We start from the raw sequence: 21,555 nt of genomic DNA, 5'->3' as shown, positions 1-21,555 counted from the left end.
CATGTCTTAGTCAGCCAGCAGAGCGGCGATCTCCTCTGCGGAGAAGTCCTCCACATCCTCGTCGTGCAGAACATTCTCCGGCTCGGTGTACACGACGACTTCCTTGCCGTCGATGTTCACATTGCCGTTGGTGGAGCTGGCGGCAGTCTTGGTTGCGCCCTCAGAGACACCGGCCAGCTTTTCGCCCTCGGCATCGCTCATCAGGCGCTTGCCAGCCTCGGCGCCCACGAAGTCTGCAGGCTTCTTGCCGCTGTCGGTCAGATTGCCCTCGCCGTCCAGCGCAGCGAGGTTGCCGGTGGTAGCACCAGTGACCTTATCGGCCTTGCCGGAAATGTCCACTTCCTCAGGGGTGGGAACATACAGACCGTCGTCCTTCAGGGTCAGAGCGTTGCCCGCAGCAGCGGAAACATTGACCTTGACATCCACCTCATAGCCAGCGATGGTAACGGTGGTGGAAGCATCCTTGCCGACGGCCTTAGCCTTGTAGGTATCCACCAGCGCAGCCATGCTCAGGAAAGAGTAGGTGCAGGAGTCAGGATTCTCGCCCTTGACGGCCAGCACCATGACGGGCTTGCCGTCCAGCTTGGGGTCGGTAGCGCCGGGGTAGGTCGCAGCATCGAACTTGAACTTGGCCACGAAGGTGGTCTTGGTCTGGTCGAGGAACAGCTCAGAGGGGAAGTCAACGGAGAAAGCAGCAGTGCCGCTCTTGTCGGTAGAGGTGTAGAAGTTCACGGTGTTGCCGTCAACGCCAAGAGACTTGATAGCAGCGTTGGCTGCGGCCTGCACAGGGGTAAAGGCGTCCTTCTTGACGAAAGTCTTCTTGATCTCAGCGGTCAGGTTGCGGATGGTGGTCTTGGTAGAAATCTGCTTAGACATAATAGTGTCCTCCTAAAAATTATTTCAGCATATCAACGATTTCCTGCTGCGTTTCTTCCTCGTCGAGCAGGTCTTCACTCGTCATAACGGTTTCTTTGCGGACGGTCAGCGCGTTTGCGCTGTCGAAGTCAAGACCTTCGCCAATGCGGACGGCAATAGCGCCGCTCGCGTCACGCTTCAAGCCCTGACCGATGCTTACGCTACCGGTTTCACCCGAACCACCTCCTTTCCCGAACAGGGTTACGGTCGCCTGAATATCTGCTTCCGGGATGCGCTGAGCGAAAAATCTGATGAAACCATCATGCGTTTCGCACCCGTTCAGGACGCCCGCTTTGGTCGTAGTATAGAAGCTGCCGGGAGATACAACGCCAACGGGTACAAGCTCGCTGGTGCTGTCCGACAGTTCTGCATCATAAATGCACTGGTAGTAATCCATACCGCCAGCGTTTTCGTAATCATCCTCGCTGCGGGCGGGCTTCCACCCGTCAGCTGCAAGGGTGAGTTTGTAGGAGCCATAGTAGCCGCCGCCTGTTCCGCCGTCCACCTGCTCCTTGATAAGAGCCTTTACCTGTTCTTCGTTCAGGATTTCCCCGGATTCAGACAGGTTCTTCACGGCTGCACTGACCGCTGCCGTGATAGTCGCCGCATGGGCGTCGGCATTGGCATTGTGCTTCTCGATCTCGGCCTTGACCAGCTTCATCAACGCCTGCACCTGAGGGTCAACGGTAATGCTGATATTGGCCTTGTTCGACACAGCAAGCAGCGCCGACAGCTCAATCTCAAAATCGCCGTTCACTTTCGTGGACGGGACTTCCACTCCGCGTGCATCCTGCATAATAAACAGGAGTGTTTCGGCATCGTCGTTCAGCCTGCCGTAAACGCCCACCTGATGCATGATGTACGTTTCATCCGCACCGGTGATCTGGATTTTTACCCGCCGAGCCGTCTCACCGCCGCTTTCAACGGTTTCGATGTCCAGCAATTTCAGGTCATGTGTTTCGCCGCTTACCCCGGTTTCCCCCGAAAGGTCTGCGTCAGCCGTACCGGTGCCGCTCACAGCGCGGGTGATTACCAGCGCACCACCGGAGAGAGATTCCGACAGCAGGGCGGCACCGGCGGCGGTGTAGCTAGATTTTTCCCAACTCACGTTGTCTGTCCTCCAATAACAATGTTTATCGCCGTGTGCGACCGTTCAACGGTGCCCGCCGTAAAGGCTCGTGCTTTCACTGCCTTTGCTTCAACGGCACCGGGCAGCGCCACGGCAACCTGCATTTTCGATCTTCCGACCGCACCGGCAACATACGCCTTTGCGCCGATTTCCCGCGGCTTGATCCTACCGGGGACCTTTACGGTGCAGGATGTCGCCATGCCGCAGGGTGCGGCGGCGATATAAGCGGGCGACCGTTCATGCGGTTCGACGATGTAGATGATGTGCTCAAGGTGAGCGGTACAGCGCCGGGCATAACCAAGGCGCTTTTCAATTTCTTCCGGTGTGTAGTAAATGACACCATCATCGGTAATGTCTACGTTCATTCGCCAGTAGCCCGGCCTTCCTCCGTAGTCATACCATTCACTTATCTTCACATTCGGATAAATCGAGGACAGCGCCTTTTGGACTGCCCACTCCGTTCCGCAGTACCGACGGACTTCCAGCGCAGTTTTGATGATCCTGCGCTTTGTTTCAATCGGATAGCTGGTGTCGTACCAGTCAACGCGGAACTGAACCGCAAGAATATCCAGAACTGCCTCATCTGCACGGTCAATATCCGTGTAGATTTTCAAGCGTTCGGCAGCTTCCAGTTCCTTCTTGCGCCGCTCCCTGAAAACTGCATCAAGGATCTGTACCCATGGCTCTTTGGCAACATCAGGCGGTAGCCCTTCGACTAGGCCAACTTCGTGGAGTTCAATCATCTTCGATTCCTCCGTATGTCACCTTGCAGCTTCGGAGCTTTGCCACCTGAATTTCGGAGACAGTTGTTTCGACCGGTGTCAACAGACGTGGGCGTTTCGCACCAGCTTCCCGTACACGCATAATCAGCTCCGCCGGTTCGATGTCCCGGCCGATTTTTCTCTGCCAGGTTTCATACTCCTTCACAGCTGCTTCCACATTTTCCTGAATCGTCGATGCATTCTTGACATTGCTCAAGGCAATATGGTAAGTAAGCTCGATGTCATACGGGATTTCTTCCGGCGCATGGCAAAGAACCAGATCACCCATCGGGCGCTTTACCGTGTCGAAATATTCCTGCATTCCGGTACATTCTTCCCTTGTCGGAACTCTGCCTCCGGCCATCAGAAAGTAAACGTGTATCGTGTATCCTTCCTTGCAAACGATCTTCGTATCTGCCACATCGGACCGCCAGCTCGATGCAAAGTATTCATAGGCATCCACCGGACCGGCCACGGAGAAAATCGAAGGTGCATAGTTGATACGTCTGGTAAATGAATCGTCACCTTCCGTATCCGTACCGCCCGTGCTTGCCGAAACACTTTTTGCCCCGGACACATACGGGATAGGATCCACCAGCACATTGATTTCGCCTTCGGCAATCCCATCGCTGTTGCTTCCTGCCTCATCCGCCACGGCAACTACGTCCACGGTCAGTTCGCCGGGTAAGATCTCCGCATACTTTTCGGTTTTGAAATACCGTTTGTCTGCCGTTCTCACCTGTGTTCCTTCCGGGATTCCGGTTGCACTCGTTCTCGGCGCAGACAGTGTGAATCGAATAACCGCCGTGGCTTTTCCGGCTTCCAGGCGTTCCACTCCAACAAGCGGAGCAAGGTTGTCCAAATTCGGCCCCGTGCTCGTAGGCAGCAGTTCCGCTTTCAGACACGCCGTGCTGTACTCCATGTTGTGATGCGAACGATGTGCCAGTGTCAAAAGGACAAGCCGTGCTTCAGAACACCGTTCCAACGATACCTCACCGTTGAAAAGTTCTTTGTTGTACTTGCCAAACAGTGCCTTGCAATCGGCCACAGCTTCTTCCAGCGTTTCTTCGCCTTCAATGTCGATGTCCGGGATGTTCTCAAACTCTTTTATTTTAGACAAGCTCGTACACCACCTTTGGAATTACAACGCCATGCAGCACATCACTGTCCAGCCAGTCCACCCGCACCACTCTTGCCCGCGGCTCAAACGATGCGGTTTTCTCTGTTACCTCAGCCACATATAATCCCTTTGCTACCGGAAGTGGCTTATCGACAAATATGTTTGGATTGATTCCGAGTTCTCTGTCGCCCTCTTGGCTCCCGATTGGTGTGGAATACAGTGTGCGAAGGCACTTTGCAATGTCCTGCACTTCTTTTTGTTTTTCGCTGTCACCGGACAGCTCAACCACCGTGCTGCTGAAGTCGATCATATGTACTCCTTTATGGTCAGGCTCACCTTGCACTGCATCAAAAGCCCGTGTTTTATCACCGAATCCCAGCTGTCGCTTATTTCAGTGACCCGAAACTTGTTTTGCGATACCGGTGCAAACCCGATAATCAGGTAATGAATCTCTCCGTTCTCTGACATTTCTGTCAGACGGTTCAGCATCTTGCGAGGATTCACGCCGAGTGCTGCATCCAGAAGAATATCAAAGGTGTACTCTCTCAGTTTCGGTGATAAATACTCTGCTCGTGCTTTTCCTCCCAGAACTTCATGTTCCGCCCAGTTTGCGCCGGTCGTTCCCTTGAAGTTTGACGGGGTGAGCACACGCAGGTGTCCCACGGAGAAAATCACATCGCCGAAAATTCCAACATACATTCCAAAACCTCCTTACAGGGGTGCGGATGTTTTCTTGCCAAGGTTTCCGGTGTGCGTATGCGATACCAGCGATTTGCCGGACACAACAACATCGCCACCTCCGCCCTGGATGTTCACTGTTCCAGCGGTCGCATTGATGGTCGATGCCGTCATTTTCAATTCGCCGGATGCTGCAAGCGTGATCCCCGCCGGGGATGTCACCTTGATTTCTCCGCCCTCGCTGATGGTCACGGTTGCACCGCCTACCTGGATCTCAAGACTTTTTGCCTTCAGGATTTTCTTTCCGTCCACATAGTCGGTCAGTTCTTTGGCATTTGCATCAAACTTCCGATATGCCTTTCCTCGTGAGTTGGCATAATCCTTTCGGTAGACTTTTTCTTTTCCTTCAGGCGGTTTGTTCTTTTCATTCCAGACGGTGCCCACCACAACAGCATCCTCCGGGCTTTCTCCTGGATGCAGGACAAGCACAAGATCATCAACTTCCGGTGTCTGGTACTCGCCATTGGACAGAAACGGCACCATTTCCGTAACGGTGTCGTCCCTGTCTGGGTAAGTAACTTCGCACTTTCCAGCCTCATAGTCGATAGAACTCACATTGCCGAATCTCACTTCACTGCTCATGCGAAATCCTCCTTTTCCACTTTGCTGGCCTTGACTTGTGTTTTGTACCCGTTAGATGGAGATATGGTGTGCTCCATCTGATCGACGAAATATTTCCCGTCCATCTTGCCATAGCCAACCAGGTTGAAGCACTGCGCCGAAGCGCCGGCCGGATAGCCCAGCATCGTAAAACTGATCTTAGTCGCGCCGTGATTGGCATTCTTGATGGCCGCTATCAGGCGGGCTTTTGCGTCTGCCTCGCTGCTTACCTTTCCAGTAAGTTTAAGCTGGCGTTCGTCCGTGCCCACCTTGACGTTGATATTGATTTTTTTCTGTTTGTTGGTGTAGGTATAAAGGCCGCCCGTGTATGTTCCCGTCAGCTTTGTGTTCCACTTGAAACTTCCCGGCTCTACGCACAGGGCCGTCGGATTTCCAACGGGCCGGCTCTCATATACCGTCCATACAGGATCTTTCGCCTTGTACTTTTCCCGGTCGTACACCCAGAGCTTTGAAGTGTAGACTTTGATAACCAGTGCATAGGTGCTGCACAGATCTTGCAGAAAGGCACTATCTGTTCCGTCCTGTTCCTTTGCATCAATGCCGTGGTCGTCTCCCTCAAACTTCAGCTCCAATTTGTAACGGCCTGCAATGGTTTCAGCGATTTTCTTTACGCTGGTGTTCTTCCATGTAAAGGTCCGGTTTCTCTCGCTGAAGCTGGTGTCGTTCGGCTTTGCCACGCCGCCCATCGTCAGCGAATCAGGTGCACCGGCAAAACTAAGATCATCCAGCACGAATGCCCCGCACTCGGCGCTGTAATCTCTGTAGCCGCTCTCAATGCCCCCGATATTCCAGTCCTTTACAACAATAGCCGGGTAGAGCTTCACGCCCTTTTCCGGCATCCAGTCATTTTTCCATTTGGCAGCTTTGGCATTGACTGTAATGCTCACACTGTCGCTTTGGGATTCAGCCACATCCGTGTACTTGAAACTTTCCAGATCAGGTGCGATTTCTTCCGAAATATCGGTTTTCTCGTAGGTCAGAAGAACCGCAGCCTGCCTTCCTTTGGGTCTCGCTGCTGTCAGTACCATCATGCACCTGCCTTCCAAGGCGGAAGGTCTCCGCTCTTTTCAGCCGGCAGAGCTGGTGTTGACAGCACCGTGCCGGAATCGAACCGGACGATATGGATATATCTGGGGTTGTTCTGCATCAGCCAATCGGCTTTCAGCTCGCTTCCGTACACGTTCAGGGCAATCAGATCCCAGGTGTCACCGGACTTTGTGGTGTAATCAAGTGCCATACTGCGTGCGCCTCTTTTCGCGTTCGTACCGTTCCACATACTCGCAGAACTTCTCGTAACCTTCGTCCATAATGGAACGTAGATCTTCGGCATTCATGCTGCCGTAGATGGTGAAGTTTGGTGCATAAACATATGTGTTTCCGCTGGAACTCGTATAGGTACGCTGGTAGCTGTTGCTCGATCCACCGCGCTGGTTCCCGGTGCTGCCACCAGAAGCATCTTCGCTCCCGCCGATGGGCTTCAGCTCTACTTCCTGCTGGTAGTTCTGAAGGTCTGCCAGCATCGACAGATTTTGCCTTGTCAGTTCGCTGTTTCCAGCCGTCGGGAAGAAGTTTACATTGCTCAGGTCGTAGTTGTCCGGGTTTGCAGCGTATTCCAGCTTTGCCTTTTCCGCATCTGCTCCCCGGATAAACCGGATTGCCTTCTGAGTATTTTCGTTTGCAAGAACAGACTTGGCACCAGCAATCACTTTCCCGATTCCGGTGTTCAGCAGCTGTTGGGCTTTGCCCTGGTCATCCGACACGGTAGGTGTCGGCATTGCCGCCAGAGTTTCCAGCCCATCTACTGCATAGTTGGCGATCTCCGTGATACGGCTGAACGCCACACCAGCGTCGGACCCCAGTACCAATGCCGCTGCAACAGGCTGAACCATAGTGTCAAAACTTTGAGCCACCTGGTTGTAATACTGCTGGCGACGTGCTCTGTTGAAGTCGATCAGGTTAGAATCTTCTTCTGTAAAACCACCGTCCGCGAACATCTTCGGCTTTCTGCCGGGCAACCCCAGCAGATCACCCAGACCAACGCCCAGCAGCTTACCAGCGGTCAGCCAGGTATCAATGTTCTTTTCACGAACGCCGCGCCGGAAGCTGATAACGGCTTCCGGGCCAGCCTCACCAGCAATAGACGGTCCCTGCGTCATGCCGCCGTTGGCAAATGCCGGGACAGACACGGGTGACAGGTTGAATCCGAACGACTTACCGCCGATCACCGGAACCGGAATGCCGAACAGCGTTTCCGGTATTGTGAGCTGAATTTTGTTCAGCGCCCCAATGATGAAGTTGACCGCTTTCACGCCGATGGTTGCAACCTGCTTCAGGAAGCCGATGATGCCCAGAATCACAGGCTCTACCACAGGAAGCACCTTACCCACCAAATCCACCGCCACCTTGATGGCGTTGACCAGTGTGGTGCCTACCAGGCTTACCACCGTAGACAGCAGCGGCATGACCGCCGGAATGCCTTCATTCACGATAAAGCCGAAGATCTCAGTCAGCACCGGCTTGATGTGGTTTACTCCCAGATCTACAATCTGAGAGAACACACCGGCGAACGATTCAATCAACGGCATAACCGTCTGGATGGCAGGGGTCATAGCTCCGAACACGTCACCCAGATTTAGCCCTCCGATACTGAAGCCGGATAGCTTTTCCTGGATGCTCTGCAAGCCCTCCGGGGTGGTGAGTTGCCCGAACACCTGCTTCACGGTGTCGCCGATACCCACTATCTTTCCGGTGAATTTGTCAAAGATGGCAAGCCCGCCTTCGCCAAATACTGTTCCGACGATGTTGCGGATGTCCTCGAAGTGATCTCCCAGCAGTGAAACCGCCGCAACGATCGTACCGATACCGGTAATAACGGGGCCGAATGTGCCAAGCAGCGACATAAAACCGCCGCCCAGTTTTGCGGCCACTGGGCCTACCGTCGTACCCAGTACGTTCAGCCCTGCGCCGCCGACATTCAAAGCTCCCTTCACCGTGCTCAAAGCGCCGCCGCCGATTTTGGATGCTGCACCCGCCACCTTGCTGCCGACACCGAGGACGGTAGAACCCACTTTGGACTGGCTGACGGTCTGCCATGCATTGGACAGCCCATTTCCAATGACCGTCTTTCCTGCACCGAGGAAATTTTTCACTCCACCGGCCATACCTCCAAGGTCAAGACCGTTCGGTCCTGCAATGCCGGAAAGAATCTGTCCCGCAACACCGCCGGTCTTGGCGATAAATCGTCCAACCGGATTGCCGCTTCCGAACCCCACCAGAGCATTTTTCAGGCCGCCCAGCGATTGCCCGACATTGGAAACATACCTACCGGAGCCGGAGTTTTTCAGCACGCCCAGCAGGCCACCGTTCGTGCTAGCTTCCAGCACATCATTTACAAAACCGGTGTTTCCTTTCTTGGTTCCGCTTCGCAGGCCCTTGAAATTTTTCAGTGTTGCCCAGATGCCGACACCAGCGCCGTCCAACGTCTGCCCAATTTTTCCAAGGCGCGTTGTGGGCTGCTGCGCTCCGGCACCGGCCATCTGAACGCCGTACTTTGCATTTTCAGCAAACATTCCGGCATTCGATTTTACAAAGGATGCGCCACCAACTGCCCGTTGGATCAGGCTTGTGGGTGTCAGTGCGCCCATCAGATTTCGGACAGTGATGCCTCCGAATGTTCCGCCTGGGGCACCGCTCGGTTTTCCGCCGATTGCAATGTTCCCGATGGTGTTCAGCAGCGAGGATCCTGTGCTATAAGCCGTCGGTGCAAAGCTCATAGCTCCGAACGCCGCGACTATGGCAGCAATGGCCCCTGCCACTTCCGGCCCATGCTCTGCAGTGTAGTCGATGCCCTTCTGGATCCACGGCAATGCCGCCTGCGCCGCATTGCCAATTCCAAGCAGCGCGGAGTGCAACATCGGCAGAATGCCATTGACGATGTTGGACAGATCTGGCAAGCTCTCGGTGATACCGTTTGCTATGTCGATCCACATGGATGTCAGTTCTTTCTTTGCCGGAAGGAACTGATTGCCCATCTTGATAAGCAGGCGGTCTGTCGCATTACTTGCCATCTGGCTTACCGCTTCGCTGGTGTCCAGACGAACAAGCAATTCTTTCTCCATGCTGCCGCTGTATGCGCTGGTATCACCAGCCATAAGCAAGGCATTCTGGAACGCAGGCAAGTTGCCCACAATTTTTGAAACGCCCTCAATGGCCCACTGTCCAAACAGTGTCTTGATGGTCGCAGTCTGCTGGTACTTGTCCTGTTTCGAGATCGCCTCAAAGACTTTGTACAGAGTGCTTGCTGCACCATCTTCTCCGTTCGGCCCGGTGGACTGCATATCCTTTGCAATCTGCACAGGATCAAAACCGAGTTTGTTCCATGCGCCCACCTGCGCATCCGTTGCACTGTTGCCAAGGGTGATGTTTGTAAACACACGGTTCAGGCTTGTTCCAGCCTTTCCCTCATTAACGCCCATAGCCAGCATGGTGGCTGCCAGCGCAGAGGTCGTGTGCAGGTCAACGCCGGCTGTCTGGCCGACACCGCCGGACGTATTCACCACGCTGGCGATTTCCGCCGCCGTGGTAGCCATGTGGCCGCCCAGATAGTTGATGGAATCTGCAATGTCGATAATCTGGTTGTGGGTCTTACCAAAAGCGGTTTCCCACTTTGCCATATAATCGGCCGCAGACTTTGCATCAATATCCCACGCGGCAGCTAGCCGGGCCGTATCGTACAGGTAGCTTTTTTCTCCGGTTTGCTGGTTATCCAGAAAGATTTGCTCATAGCTCTTGCCGGACTGTCCCAGCGATGCGGCGATCTGCGCCATCTCGTCCCGTTTGATTGGGACCTGCGTGGTCATCTTGAGGATCGCGTCCTCCATGGTGGCACGCTTTTCCGGGTCAATGCTGCCGTCATCGTTCATGATGCCGCCAACATACTTGACTGCATCTGCCGCCTGGGCTTGGTATTCCTCTGCCATGGAGGTTGTCTTTTTAATCATGACAGCGGACGCAGTTGTCAGCGTCGCCATGATTCCCAGTCCGGTTTTCCCGATTACGCCCAGAGTGTTTGCTACCGTGCTGCCCAGTGACTTGGTTCCCGTCAATGCGTTTGCCAGATCACCGGTCAGCCCCTTCGTCTGCTTTATTGCAGTTACAAGGGACGGGTCCACCTTGCCCATGATGCGGATGCTGAGGTCTAGTGCTCCATTTCCCGCCATACGTCTGCCACCTCGTTACACAGATCCACCAGCTCCCGCCGGGGCAGGTGCAGCAGATCCGTCATGTTGGAATGCGTGGCAATGGATAGCTGGATAGCCGCTTTCCGAAGTCCTTTTGCCCCGCCTTTTACTCGAAAAAATCAGAGTTTACAGCATCACGCAGCTTAACCGCCTCGCACAGCGGCAGACCAGCAAAGAAGTCCACCGGGTAGCCGGTGCCCATGCTGGCGATGATGCAGCAGTACAGGTAGTTGCGATGCGTATTCACCGGTGCAAATCCGCCCGCAGCCATACGGTTTTCTGCCATGGATTCGCTCATAGTGTTCAGTTCGCCCACGCCGGACAGGTCGATGCCGTCAAAGGTCTTGCCCTTCAGTTCCGCCTTTTCGCTGCCCTCGTAGGTGTAGGGCGCTGCAAACTTCAGGGTGTGAGATTCCAGCTGCTTTTTCACTTCATCGGCGTTCTCGCTGTTATCCATGCCCTTGATAACCGCTGCCTGCACTTTCTTGATCTTGCCGCGGGGCATGAGCTTGAAGAACTCCACCGGCTTTCCAGTAGCCTTAACAGCCATTTCCTGTGCAAAGGAAGTGGTCATTTCCATCGCGTACATGGCCGCCGTCTCGTTGCCGATGCTTTTCTGAATGTCGATCAAGTCCTGCACGGTCATCTTCTCCATACCGGACAGATCCAGGCTGTCGTACTCCTTGCCCTCGAACTTATAAGGTTTATCAAACTTCACGATATTGTCCATTGCTGTTTCCTTTCCAAAAGACAATCAGCCGCCCCACGCCGGGACGGCTGACTTCTTCATGTATCGGGTTTAGATAAGGGCGTTGATCTCGGCACGCATATCCTCGCCATCAACATAGTAGCGGCCCGCAAACTTGTCGATGTCGATAACGGTAGTGCCGTCAACCTCCATCAGGTAACGGGTGACTTCCAGCGTGGTGGTGCTGCCCATGGTGTCGGCACGCTTCAGCTTGCCGGGATCCAGCTCCTTGGGACGACCACCCAGGACGACGCGCAGGCCCTTGTAGGTGTAGCCGCCGTTCTTGTTGTCGTTCTGCATAGCAGCACGCAGGGTGATCTGGATGTTCTTGTTGGGGTTCATCATCTTGGTGGCGTAGCTGTACATGGTGTTCCAGTTCAGCGTTGCCTCCATGGATTCAAACTGACCGGGCACGGGAGAATCGACTTCGCCCGCAATGCCCATGCCGGACACGGAGGTGGTCTTGTTCTTGATCTTGGGCAGGGTGATTTCATCCGCCAGACCAATGAGCAGGTCATCTTCCGTGTACGCATTGTAGTCATTGATGACCTGGGGAACCAGGTCACTGGAAATATTCAGAGCCATAGGTCATTCCTCCTGCTTACAGAGACAGAGCCGAGGTCAGTGCGCCGGCCTCATACTCCATGGTGTTGTTGATCTGCTTAAAAGGCGGGAACGGCGTGCAGAACTGATAGAAGGAGTAGTGGCCTGCAACCAGTTCAGCGGTCGTGTTGCGGTCGGGGTCTGCCTTCATGCTGTAGCTGGCGCACACCTCGGTAGAGACATAGACACTGCCCTTCATGTTCTCGCTGTCGATGATGGACTGAAGGCGCTTCTTGTTCATGGGCTTATCCAGCTTGCTCATGTTGTCCAGAACAAAGCTGGTCCAGGAGTGGTTGAAGAAGCGGCGGACACAAAGGAAAGCGTCCTTCGGGTCGGTGTTTTTCGGATAGCAGCAGGTCTCATTGCCCCACACAACAAAGTCGCCGGAGCGGATGAAGGTCGCCACGCCCTGCTCATTCAGAACATTGCCCTGCTCCTGATCCATCAGGACTTCGGTGCCATCTTCCAGGCAGGCGGAGGAAATGGGTACGCTGACATTGGACGGGCTGGCATTGGGCGTGTCGTTGTACAGGCTGTCGTTGTAGACTGCCGCAGCAGCGGCCAGAGAGCTACCGCTGTAGATGGCGCTGCCGATCTTGCCGTACAGCCACAGGCCATATGCTTCACGAGAAGTTGCGCCCTGCTTGACCTTCTGGTTTGCCACGTCGGTGTACTTGCGTGCACCGGAAGCGGAACTGTCGATGTCAACAAAGCACACCGCATCGAAAACGCCATTGATCTTGCGGCACTTTGCCTGGAGCGCTGCGCACACCATGGGATCCTTAGAGAAGCGGGGTGCCAGCAGAATGCCGGGAACCATGCCCAGCTTGGGGAACACCTGTCTTACCACTTCCAGTCCGGTCTCTGCACCGGTGGCCGCATTCACGCCGCCCACGATGTCGGCAGCGGTGATTTTGGTCGGGTCAAGAATGGAACCGGAAATGGTCAGAGCCGTTGCGCCGTCGCCTTTGCCGCCGTTGACCAGGGCGATGCTCACAGTGCCATCATCATTGAAGCTGGCCGAATAGTCCTCGTCCGCCGTGAGCACGGTCTGCTCCTTCTTCACGACCAGCTTTTTCAGCAGGATGCCGGTCTCGTCGATCTCTGCAATGCCGTCATTCACCTGAACGGTCTTGTTGGACAGTTCAGTGATGTGCTTTGCATTCGCAGGATCCAGGACGTTGACCACGACGATAGGGGAAATGCCCATCACCTGAAAACTGGCGCTCACCGCCTCACACAGGGTATACTTTGCAAAATCGTCGGAATAGCCCACTGCGGCGGCAGCTTCTTTGAAGGTATTCACCAGCATCGGCGTATTCACCGCTGCTTCCGGGTCATCCAGCATATTAACGGGGGCCGTACCCACAACGATCTGCAGGCCGGAGTTGACCGTTACCGGAGCGGTGACGCTGGTCGCTGCTTCGGTCTTGTTAAAGCCATGAGAAATAGCCATTTGTCATATCCTCCTTACTTCATCAGGTCGGTGGCCTTCTTGTAGAGAATGTTCTCTCTGGTGCCGTCCTGTTCGATCTTCACGCGCATTTCTGCGAGCTTGTCCAGCGGAACGATCAGCGCCTTCAGGAACGGCACCTGCTCCACTTTTTCTTTCAGCTTTTCGGGCAGGCCATCCACGAATACGGTGTACTGCGGGGCAATGCCCTTGACGGTCGGCCCGCAGTACGCCGCAGCGCCGGTGGTTTCCGTCACAGGCTGTGCTTCTTTCACAGCCTCGGTTTTCTTTTCGGTCTTTTCGATGCTCATATCAAAGCCTCCACTTCTTCGTTTTTCAGGGTGTTGGGCGTTTCGCAGATCAGGTTGACAATGCCCCAGTAGTAGAAGTCCATGTCATCATCCGAAAGATCCCATTTGCGTGGATATCCCACTTTGAAAGCCTCGCCAAACACAGGCTTCCGCTTGAAGTGCTGCATGATGGCTTCGATGATGTTTCCGGTGTCCTCATATCCCTGCCGGTCTGTTTTCGGGTCATAACAGCAGATGATAAGCTGCAAAAGGACCAATTGCGGATCCTTTTCGTTCACCACCTCGCCACTCGTTCTTGATACGATGATGCACGGGAAGTTGGATCTATTGGTATCCACATCGTCGTCATCATCGGTCGGGGACGGGATAAACTGCTTGAAGATCTTCAGCGGTTTTTCGCCTTCCTGCCCCGTGAACTTCATATCCCGGAACAGTTCCTTCAACTCGTCAATCATGGCCTGCTGGCACATTTCGCTGGTATAGCCGGTGATTTTTTCAGCCATATCAGATCACACCCTTTCGTTTTGCATTGGCGATCAGTTGCCGGACGCGCCGTTCCGTGTTCTGCTGCAGCATCTGCTCCACCGTCTGCTCCTGCATCTCCCACACGGTATGGTGCATCGCAGAGCCGGAAGGGCTGGACAGTGTTGCCAGCTTCTCGTTCGGTTTCCAACGTTTCTTTCCGCTCTCCGTGTAGTCCTTATCCGCAGGTATTCCGAGCTGACGCTGTACCATGCCGATATGCTTCGACTTGAACTGTACCAAGAAGCCCTTGCTCTTATCGCTTGTTCCGCCCAGAGCGATCATTGGACTGTCTTTCAGGACGCGCGCCCGAAAAACGGGCGGCGCATTGCGAACAGACGGACCCATGAAGGGCTTTGTGGGGCTGGTTCTGAAATAGCCCAGGTCTGCCCGGAATGCACCGGGGTCGTTCTTCATAATAGCAAGGATAGCGGTAGGCCGCCGGTTGGTGGCCTTCTGGCGCTGGCGCAGATCTTCGATCATGCGTCTGCCTGCCGCGTTCAGGTCGTAACGTTTCTTCACTTCGGTCAGCATCAGCTTGCGCGTCTGCCGGGCCGTTGTGTTTACGGCCACCTTCAACGCCGCCGGGGTTTTGTTTCCCAGTACGCCAAGAGCGCGGGTCACTTCCGCGTCATCAACGGAGACCATCAGGTTGGAAGCGTCATAGTTGGTATGGAAGTATGCCAACTTACCTCACCCTTTCCAGTTCCATGCGATACATACCCGCTTTCAGGGAGCATGATTTGATGTTGTAGATCCGTTTCTTGTCCAAGGTGATCTGCTTGCCACTCTTCGGCATAGGGCCGTAGTCCTTCTGCTTCACAAAAAGCAGCAGGTCGGCCTTGTACATACCCTGGTCAAAGGATTGCTTTGCTCCGCCCTCCCAGTGCGCCGGACGTTCAAGTACGCCGGGGTGCTGCGTGATACAGAGCATCAGCTTATCATCTATGTACCGTTCTTCCGCAAACTCGTTTGAGTTGAAGATCACGTTCTGCACATCTTGCGCAACGCATTCTTTGAACGTAGGGAACGGTTTCGGAGTTTCCGGTGTGCCGTAGTTCTGGTCAACATCCAGCATATCCGCGCTCCTTCCCGTATCAGCAGACGGTAGCAACCAGCCAGCTATCCACCTTGTCGGGGATCAGCAGCGGGTGGGTCTGCAGTTCCAGGAAGCGGCGGTCAGGACGGTGTTCCACATAAGAACGCAGCAGGCGGGTGGTCTCTGCAGTGTGCCACACCTTGTCATCGTCCAGATAGGTGCACAGACCGTATGCGCGCATGAAGTTTGCGTTGCTGGGGATCATCAGCACCATATTATCCGGGATCAGAGGCTTTGTCTCTCCGGTTTCCTCATCCAGATACACTTCGTCATAGCCGTAGATGTCCACGCCGGGCAGATTCAGGTGGCCGTAGTAGTTCAGACCGCCTTCCAGCTCCTTGGGTGCCATAGCACCAATGTCGAACCGGCGCTTGTCCATCAGATCCAGAACATTGCTGTCGCTCATAAAGTGGTTTGCGGCCAGCTTGCCCATAATCACCATGTTTGCATTTGCAAAGCCGTTGCGGCTCACCTGCCGCTTCCATTCGCGCAGGTTGCCCATGGTATCGGCAGCAGACTTACCCCACTGCTTCGTGCCCTCCAGATTGATCTTGTTGGTGAAGCCAAAGTCGATGACTTCATCCACGCCCTTGCCCTTCACCTTCAGCTGACCGGTGGTAAGTACCTGGGCTGCCATCCACTCTTCGCGGCGAGTGGTCATGTCGTTCAGCTTGTTGTATTCCTCGGTCAGCTTTTCTGCTGCACGGTCAGCAGGGGTGCGGCCGGAGTAGATATCCTCACCGGGCAGGCGCTGCAGGAACATATCTGCGGTGGTGACAGTTGCCGGGTTGATAAGCGGCGGTGCATAGGACTTGGTCTCGTAGCCCTCGTTCTGCACGATCTCGCCACCGACCATGGGATGGACGAAAGCTGCCATCTTGCGGTTGCCCTTGACGATATCAATGTCAACGTTCTTAGTGGGGAACGTCTTAACCTTGGAGAAGAAACGATCGCGCAGGAAAGTGCAGATCGGGGGTGCGGTGCGCACAGCCTCGGCCAGATACCGCGGCTCATAAATGTTGATTTCGTTTGCCATTTTTGTTTCCTCCTATCACTTCAGGAAAATGCCCAGATTGCGCAGAGGAACTTCAACGTCGTCCACGCTCACGTTATTGGGCAGCACCAGGCCGTCAGCAAAGAACTCGCCGGTCAGATAGACCGGCACTTCCTTGTTTGCGTCTGCGCTGTCAGCAGTAATGCCGTACAGGCCGGTCAGGACTGCCGTGCCTGCGCTTGCCGGTGCCGCAATAGGCTTCACCTTGCCGTCTGCAATCAGCACGGGGGCGTGTGCCTCCACAGCTTCGCTTGCGGTCTTGGTTGCCTTTGCGATACCAATGTCCACGCCAGCAATGAAATACTTCGGCGCGGTGCTGAAATCTTTTCTTGCAAGATCCATGCTCATGGTTCTTTCCTCCTTACTTCACACCGTTTGCCTTGCGGATTGCGGCCAGGAAAACGTTTGCTTCCGCGTCCTTCGGATCCGGGTCAGCGGGCGGCGGATTGGTGATGTTGTTCGCGCCGGAAGTCTGGGCGTTGGCCTTTGCCTTGTCCAGATAATCCTTGCTCTGCTTCTGCTGCTTTGCCTTCATGCTGGCAATGACGGCCTTCGCAAAGGATGCGGAATCAATGGGCTTCACAAACTTCGCCTCATTCGCTTCATCCTCCGCGCCGGGCAGAGTGGCGTTTTCGATCTCCTGAATGCGGGTGCGCTCGGCATTGATAGCCTCGGTCTCGATCTTGGCTACCATATCCGGGCACGCCTTGCGGAGATCGTCCACGGTCTTGATGTCCTTAATGTCCATGTCTGTTACCTCCCCATGGGTTTTGTTCCCCGGCTGATCCGCCTGGGGTGTATTTTCAGGCTGGGCCGTGGTCTTATCCACCACCCGGCTTCTGACAAAGTTCGGTGCTTTGTTGAACGGGGTGTTCATACTGATGCTGTTGACGAACAGGATGCCGTTGCGGTTCTCCACAACAGAATCGTCCGCTTCGTCGTCCACCTCGTCCACAAAGCCCTTCTCCTTGGCTTCCGTTGCCGTCCACCAGTTCGTTTCATCCATCCACTTGGCGCATTCGTCCTCGGTCTTGCCGGACTTCTTGGCGTACAGGGTGACGATGCTGCTGCGGATGGTTTCCAGTGCTTTCAGGCAGTTGTTGAGATCCTCTGCGGTCAGGTAATCGCAGACACCCATACTGACCGGATGCACCATGTAGCTGCTGTCTGCCGCCGCCACCACCTTGTCTGCATGGCAGGCAACAATGGTTGCTGCACTGGCACACAGGCCGTCGATGTGGGCGGTCACGGTGGCCGCGTTGCGTTCCAGCATATTGCCAATGGCCTGTGCTGCAAACACATCACCGCCACCGGAGTTGATGTACACGGTGATTTCTTTCACATCGCCCAGGGCGGCAAGGTCATCCGCAAACCGTTTCGGGGTCGCGGCATCTTCCCACCAGCTGCGCTCGGAAATATCGCCGTAAAGCAGAAGTTCCGCCTTCTGGTCATCACCGGCCAGATTGCGGAACTGCCAAAACTTATCATTTGTCATCTTCTGGTTCGTCCGGGAATTTGGTTTGCTCATTTAGCCCTACCTCCTTCATTTTTTCCATTTCGCTCTTGCGCTGCCTCATGTTTGCCCGCCAGTTTCCACCGGTCATCTGTGCAGTTTCCTGCTCATTTGTGCTGATGCCCTGCTGAACACGCAGAATCGCCGCCTCGATTTCTTTCTTGGCATCCAGATTGGTGCGTGCAGGACCGTTCCATGTGCAGCCCATGTAGGCTTTCGCCACAGCCTGGTCGTCAAAGAAGCCGGGCGCATTGATGCGCCCACGGGCTACTGCCTCGGCAAACCATTTTTCGTAGGCCGGCTGGCAGAAGTCCGCTGCAAAGCTATCCCGCAGCACACCGCAGGTTCGCCAAAACTCGTTCAGTGCGCCGCGGCTTGCGGAATAGTTGGAACTGAATTTCTTGTAAAGCACCTCACTTGGGATCTCTACGCCGGTCGCTACCTGATTGGACATGGCCGACATGAAGCCGTCAAAGGTCGTGGTCGGATGCTTCGGGTCGAACGTATCCGTGCTCTCTCCCGGTGCAAGGTCGAACACCGCGCTCGGTGCAAGGTCGATGCCCAGTTCATCGGGCGGGGTGTTCGGGTCCTCCGCCTTATCCGCCGGTTCCTCGCCGAACGGTGCCTGACCGGTCGGGTTTTCATGCTTGATAAACAGCGTGATGGACGATGCCACGATAGCCGCCGCCAGCTCTGCTTCTGTGTATCTGCCCATCTGTTTCAGCGTGGGCAGCACCGGAGCCAGCAAGGGCACGCCGCGCCGCTGCCCGGCACGCTCCCTCTGTGTGACGCACAGAATGTTCGGCTCTCCCGTTTCGGGGTCGCGGGCTTCTACCCGCGTCCATGTCAGCGGCACCGTGCTGTCGTAAGCCAGCGGATGCCGACTTGCTATCCAGTACGCCACCACCGCGCCGTCCCGGTTCGTTTCCACGCCCTGCACGATCTGGAACACGTCATGCTTGTCTATCGTGCAGGGTGCCATTATGTCCGTGCGGTCAGGGCTGCAAATCAGATCAGCCTCGATCAGGCGCAGCCGCAGAGCATACGGCCAGTGCGGATGTTCGTCGAACTGCACCACCGCAAACACATCGCCGTTCATCAGGAAACTGGTGAACGCCAGCGTCTGCAACCGCCAGAAGTTATCCATGCCAGCAGCATCGCAAAGGGTGCTGTCCGCCCAAAGTTCAAATTCGCGGGAGATCTGCGCCTGCAATCTGTCTGCCTGTTCCTCGTTCAAGTGCAGATAGTCCGCATCCACCTGCGGGGTCGGCACAAGGCCGCTGCCCACCACGTTGGTGCGCAGGGTCTTGATGGCACCCGTTGCCAGAGGGATGCCCATATAAGCATCCCGGCTCCGTTTGCGCAGAATATCAAGATTATCTTCGATATCCTCTTTTGCGCTGCCGCCGCCAACGTGCCAGCTTCGCATAGCGCGTGAAATGCGGCTTGCTCCGTAGTTTCCGTAGCCGGTGCCGTTGTTCATGACGGACAGTGCGGCGCGTGCCACAGCGCGGCGATACCCTTTTTCAGGGCTGATTGCCGCAATGGCTTTATCCAGAATATTTGCCATGTAGTCCACCGTCCTTACACATCATGCGGCGAGAAGTGGTAGATTCGGTTTCTGCCCCGGCCTTTTTCTTCTGCTTCCGCTTCGGCTACTTTCTTTTCCCAGAAGATAATGCTCTCCCGGATCTGTTTCAAACTGGCACGGGTCAGCATCATCTGTTCGATCTGGTAGCTTTGCCCTGTCGAAACAGCAGCTTCTGCTTCCATCCACATATCAAGATGCCGCTGCGCGGCTTCTTTTGAGATGATCGGCATTGTTTAGATACCTCCTGATCTTCTTCTGCGGTACTGGCGCGGTGCGGTCTGGCGTGGTGCTTCCTCTCCGGGGATCTCCAAACCGGGGGGATTGCTGATTTCCAGCGCCGCCGTTGCGTAGTTCCGAACGTCAAACGCTTCGTTACGTTTCTGTGCCGGGTCTTTCAGCTCCCACCGCTCCACCTTGCGGCCAGACTTCCAGCGTGTGACCTTGTGCTCCGCAGTAAGCATCTTGAAATAGTTTTCGTCATACCCGGCATCCTCTGCCGCCGGGAAGTGGCAGTAGTTCGGGCCTTTGATAAGCACCTTCAACCGGGCAAGGACATGGTTCTTGCCGGTATCAACGCCCAGCGTAAACAGCTCGCCGCCTACGCGGTTGTTCTTTGTGGGGTTGCGCAGGTATGGTACGTCCATACCGCCACGGCCTTTGATGGGCCAGATGTGCCGTTCCTCGCGCTCTTTGCAGAACCGTATGACCTGATCCGGGAAGTGGCCGCCGCTGTCCATGCAGACACACCGCAGGGACAGTTCCGTGCCGTCCTTCTTTTTCCAAGTCTTTGATAGGAAATCGTCCAGATCTGCCCAGACCTGCCCACGTTTCAGGTCGCCGTAGATGCGCTGATACCGGATGCCCCAGCTTTCCTTGCCGATGCCCCAGCCCACGACTTCGGCCTCGAAGCGGTTATCCTGGGTATCGACACCAGCCGTCAGGTACACTACGCCGTCCGGGACTTCGGCCTCGTAGAACTCGCGGCGGTCCAGCAGGTTGTTTGCCTCCACCGCTTCGCCCGGTTCCTCCCACGGCAAGCCCAGGTCGGTGTTCACAAAGACCTGCATCTTCTCGTAATCGCCGCGCTGTGCATCCAGGTCAGCGGCAATAAAGTCCTCCACGATCTTGTCCCACCCGCAGAGGGTGGAGCCGATCTTGTTCATGTGGAAGCCCCGCACCGCCCGTTCCGGGTGCTCTGCGTGCCACTTGCCTTTCAGGCTGTTCTTCTTCCAGCGGTATTCGTTGTCAAGGCAGCCGCACTCGGCGCAGCGGTATTGCACGCCGCCTTCCGGCCACTTGTCTTTATCGAATACCATGTTGTCCCAAACAAAGGGCTGATAAAAGCCGCAGTTCGGGCAAGGCACCGTCCATTCCTCTTGGGTGGATGCGTTGAACTCGTCCAAAATGCGGCTGTTGTTTTTGTCGGTGGGGGTCGATACCAGCACCGTCTTGTAATCCCAGTAGGTCGTTTGACGCTGCTCGGCCAGCATGACCGGGTCGCCTTCTTTGCCGGCGCTGGCTTTGTAAGCGTCCACCTCGTCCGCCAGCAGCACCTTGATGGGGCGGCCGCGCAGATCGGTCGGGGCGTTTGCGCCAACGATGGTCAGTTGACCACCGGCGAAGTTCTTTTTCGTGATCGTGTTGCCGGAGTAGCGGCTCTTGTTATCCACAAGGCCCCGAAGCACCGGAGTGTCCCGGATCATGGTAGCCAGACGGTCTTTGCTGAAGCTCTCGCCCAGGTTCACCGTAGGCTGCACAATCATGATAGGGGCCGGGTAGTAACTCATGTAGTACCCGATGGTATTCAGGATCAGGCCGTCGGTCTTGCCGGACTGGGCGCACATCATGGCTACCACCTTGCGGATATGGACATCCCCGATGGCATCCATGATCTCCCGCTGGAAAGGTGCGTTGTCCGTATTCCAACGGCCTTGTGCTGCGGATGCTTCCGCCGACAAGCGGCGGTAGTTATCTGCCCACTGACTAAGGGTCAGGTTCGGGGGCGGCTTCAGCGCACCCAGTGCCCGGCTGAACATCTGTGCAGTCTGCGGTTCCAGGTGGATCATTGCCATTGTTGCCGCCGCCTTTCATGACACAGCTGCCGAACGGGCAGAACTGCTGGATCTCATTCAGCCGG

The 21,555-nt window shown here is 55.4% G+C and carries 23 protein-coding genes; all 23 read right to left on the bottom strand.

Annotated elements, in window-relative coordinates; all coding sequences use genetic code 11:
* Positions 1-6: 6 nt before the first annotated feature.
* The 23 genes from C4N22_RS09610 to C4N22_RS09500 all read right to left on the bottom strand — a co-directional run bounded on the left by C4N22_RS09610 (position 7) and on the right by C4N22_RS09500 (position 21,490).
* Positions 7-876 (bottom strand): hypothetical protein, encoded by an 870-nt coding sequence (locus C4N22_RS09610; RefSeq protein ID WP_112148816.1) that lies wholly within the window; start codon positions 874-876, stop codon positions 7-9.
* 19 nt (positions 877-895) lie between these two features.
* Positions 896-2,023 (bottom strand): hypothetical protein, encoded by a 1,128-nt coding sequence (locus C4N22_RS09605; protein ID WP_112148815.1) that lies wholly within the window; start codon positions 2,021-2,023, stop codon positions 896-898.
* A complete protein-coding gene (locus tag C4N22_RS09600) occupies positions 2,020-2,787 on the bottom strand; it encodes a phage tail protein I (protein ID WP_112148814.1) in 768 nt (255 codons plus the stop codon). Before C4N22_RS09600 ends, C4N22_RS09605 begins: the two co-directional genes overlap by 4 nt.
* On the bottom strand, positions 2,780-3,925 hold the full coding sequence (locus C4N22_RS09595) for a baseplate J/gp47 family protein (RefSeq protein ID WP_112148813.1): 1,146 nt from the start codon (positions 3,923-3,925) through the stop codon (positions 2,780-2,782). The genes C4N22_RS09600 and C4N22_RS09595 overlap by 8 nt, the downstream gene beginning before the upstream one ends.
* The gene (locus C4N22_RS09590; protein ID WP_112148812.1) at positions 3,918-4,235 is read right to left on the bottom strand and encodes a hypothetical protein; all 318 of its coding nucleotides are present in this window, start codon (positions 4,233-4,235) and stop codon (positions 3,918-3,920) included. The genes C4N22_RS09595 and C4N22_RS09590 overlap by 8 nt, the downstream gene beginning before the upstream one ends.
* Positions 4,232-4,624 (bottom strand): phage tail protein, encoded by a 393-nt coding sequence (locus tag C4N22_RS09585; RefSeq protein WP_112148811.1) that lies wholly within the window; start codon positions 4,622-4,624, stop codon positions 4,232-4,234. The genes C4N22_RS09590 and C4N22_RS09585 overlap by 4 nt, the downstream gene beginning before the upstream one ends.
* Positions 4,625-4,636: 12 nt before the next feature.
* Entirely contained in the window at positions 4,637-5,245 is a 609-nt protein-coding gene (locus C4N22_RS09580; RefSeq protein WP_112148810.1) for a phage baseplate protein, read from the bottom strand.
* Positions 5,242-6,315 carry a phage late control D family protein gene (locus tag C4N22_RS09575; RefSeq protein WP_242981008.1) on the bottom strand — a complete coding sequence of 358 codons (1,074 nt, stop codon included), beginning with the start codon at positions 6,313-6,315 and terminating at the stop codon, positions 5,242-5,244. The genes C4N22_RS09580 and C4N22_RS09575 overlap by 4 nt, the downstream gene beginning before the upstream one ends.
* A complete protein-coding gene (locus C4N22_RS09570; protein ID WP_112148809.1) occupies positions 6,312-6,521 on the bottom strand; it encodes a tail protein X in 210 nt (69 codons plus the stop codon). The genes C4N22_RS09575 and C4N22_RS09570 overlap by 4 nt, the downstream gene beginning before the upstream one ends.
* Positions 6,511-10,503 carry a phage tail tape measure protein gene (locus tag C4N22_RS09565; RefSeq protein ID WP_112148808.1) on the bottom strand — a complete coding sequence of 1,331 codons (3,993 nt, stop codon included), beginning with the start codon at positions 10,501-10,503 and terminating at the stop codon, positions 6,511-6,513. Before C4N22_RS09565 ends, C4N22_RS09570 begins: the two co-directional genes overlap by 11 nt.
* 127 nt (positions 10,504-10,630) lie before the next feature.
* Entirely contained in the window at positions 10,631-11,254 is a 624-nt protein-coding gene (locus C4N22_RS09560; RefSeq protein WP_112148807.1) for a phage tail assembly protein, read from the bottom strand.
* A 69-nt stretch (positions 11,255-11,323) separates the two neighbouring features.
* Positions 11,324-11,857 (bottom strand): phage major tail tube protein, encoded by a 534-nt coding sequence (locus tag C4N22_RS09555; protein WP_112148806.1) that lies wholly within the window; start codon positions 11,855-11,857, stop codon positions 11,324-11,326.
* A 16-nt stretch (positions 11,858-11,873) separates the two neighbouring features.
* A complete protein-coding gene (locus tag C4N22_RS09550) occupies positions 11,874-13,331 on the bottom strand; it encodes a phage tail sheath subtilisin-like domain-containing protein (RefSeq protein WP_112148805.1) in 1,458 nt (485 codons plus the stop codon).
* Positions 13,332-13,345: 14 nt separating this feature from the next.
* Positions 13,346-13,639 (bottom strand): hypothetical protein, encoded by a 294-nt coding sequence (locus tag C4N22_RS09545; RefSeq protein ID WP_112148804.1) that lies wholly within the window; start codon positions 13,637-13,639, stop codon positions 13,346-13,348.
* A complete protein-coding gene (locus C4N22_RS09540; RefSeq protein ID WP_112148803.1) occupies positions 13,636-14,142 on the bottom strand; it encodes a hypothetical protein in 507 nt (168 codons plus the stop codon). The genes C4N22_RS09545 and C4N22_RS09540 overlap by 4 nt, the downstream gene beginning before the upstream one ends.
* Before the next feature lies 1 nt (position 14,143).
* A complete protein-coding gene (locus tag C4N22_RS09535) occupies positions 14,144-14,848 on the bottom strand; it encodes a hypothetical protein (RefSeq protein ID WP_112148802.1) in 705 nt (234 codons plus the stop codon).
* A 1-nt stretch (position 14,849) separates the two neighbouring features.
* A complete protein-coding gene (locus C4N22_RS09530; RefSeq protein ID WP_112148801.1) occupies positions 14,850-15,239 on the bottom strand; it encodes a hypothetical protein in 390 nt (129 codons plus the stop codon).
* A gap of 19 nt (positions 15,240-15,258) precedes the next feature.
* On the bottom strand, positions 15,259-16,296 hold the full coding sequence (locus C4N22_RS09525) for a major capsid protein (protein WP_112148800.1): 1,038 nt from the start codon (positions 16,294-16,296) through the stop codon (positions 15,259-15,261).
* A gap of 15 nt (positions 16,297-16,311) precedes the next feature.
* Entirely contained in the window at positions 16,312-16,662 is a 351-nt protein-coding gene (locus C4N22_RS09520; protein ID WP_112148799.1) for a hypothetical protein, read from the bottom strand.
* Positions 16,663-16,675: 13 nt separating this feature from the next.
* Positions 16,676-17,842 (bottom strand): head maturation protease, ClpP-related, encoded by a 1,167-nt coding sequence (locus C4N22_RS09515; RefSeq protein WP_112148798.1) that lies wholly within the window; start codon positions 17,840-17,842, stop codon positions 16,676-16,678.
* On the bottom strand, positions 17,799-19,397 hold the full coding sequence (locus tag C4N22_RS09510) for a phage portal protein (protein WP_112148797.1): 1,599 nt from the start codon (positions 19,395-19,397) through the stop codon (positions 17,799-17,801). Before C4N22_RS09510 ends, C4N22_RS09515 begins: the two co-directional genes overlap by 44 nt.
* A gap of 14 nt (positions 19,398-19,411) precedes the next feature.
* Entirely contained in the window at positions 19,412-19,648 is a 237-nt protein-coding gene (locus C4N22_RS09505; RefSeq protein WP_112148796.1) for a DUF6148 family protein, read from the bottom strand.
* A 3-nt stretch (positions 19,649-19,651) separates the two neighbouring features.
* Complete coding sequence (locus C4N22_RS09500) at positions 19,652-21,490, bottom strand: phage terminase large subunit family protein (protein WP_112148795.1); 1,839 nt, start codon at positions 21,488-21,490, stop codon at positions 19,652-19,654.
* Positions 21,491-21,555 lie beyond the last annotated feature (65 nt).

The organism is Faecalibacterium prausnitzii (assembly GCF_003287495.1).
Taxonomy (GTDB): domain Bacteria; phylum Bacillota; class Clostridia; order Oscillospirales; family Ruminococcaceae; genus Faecalibacterium; species Faecalibacterium prausnitzii_I.
This window is presented reverse-complemented; position numbering and strand designations above follow the sequence as displayed.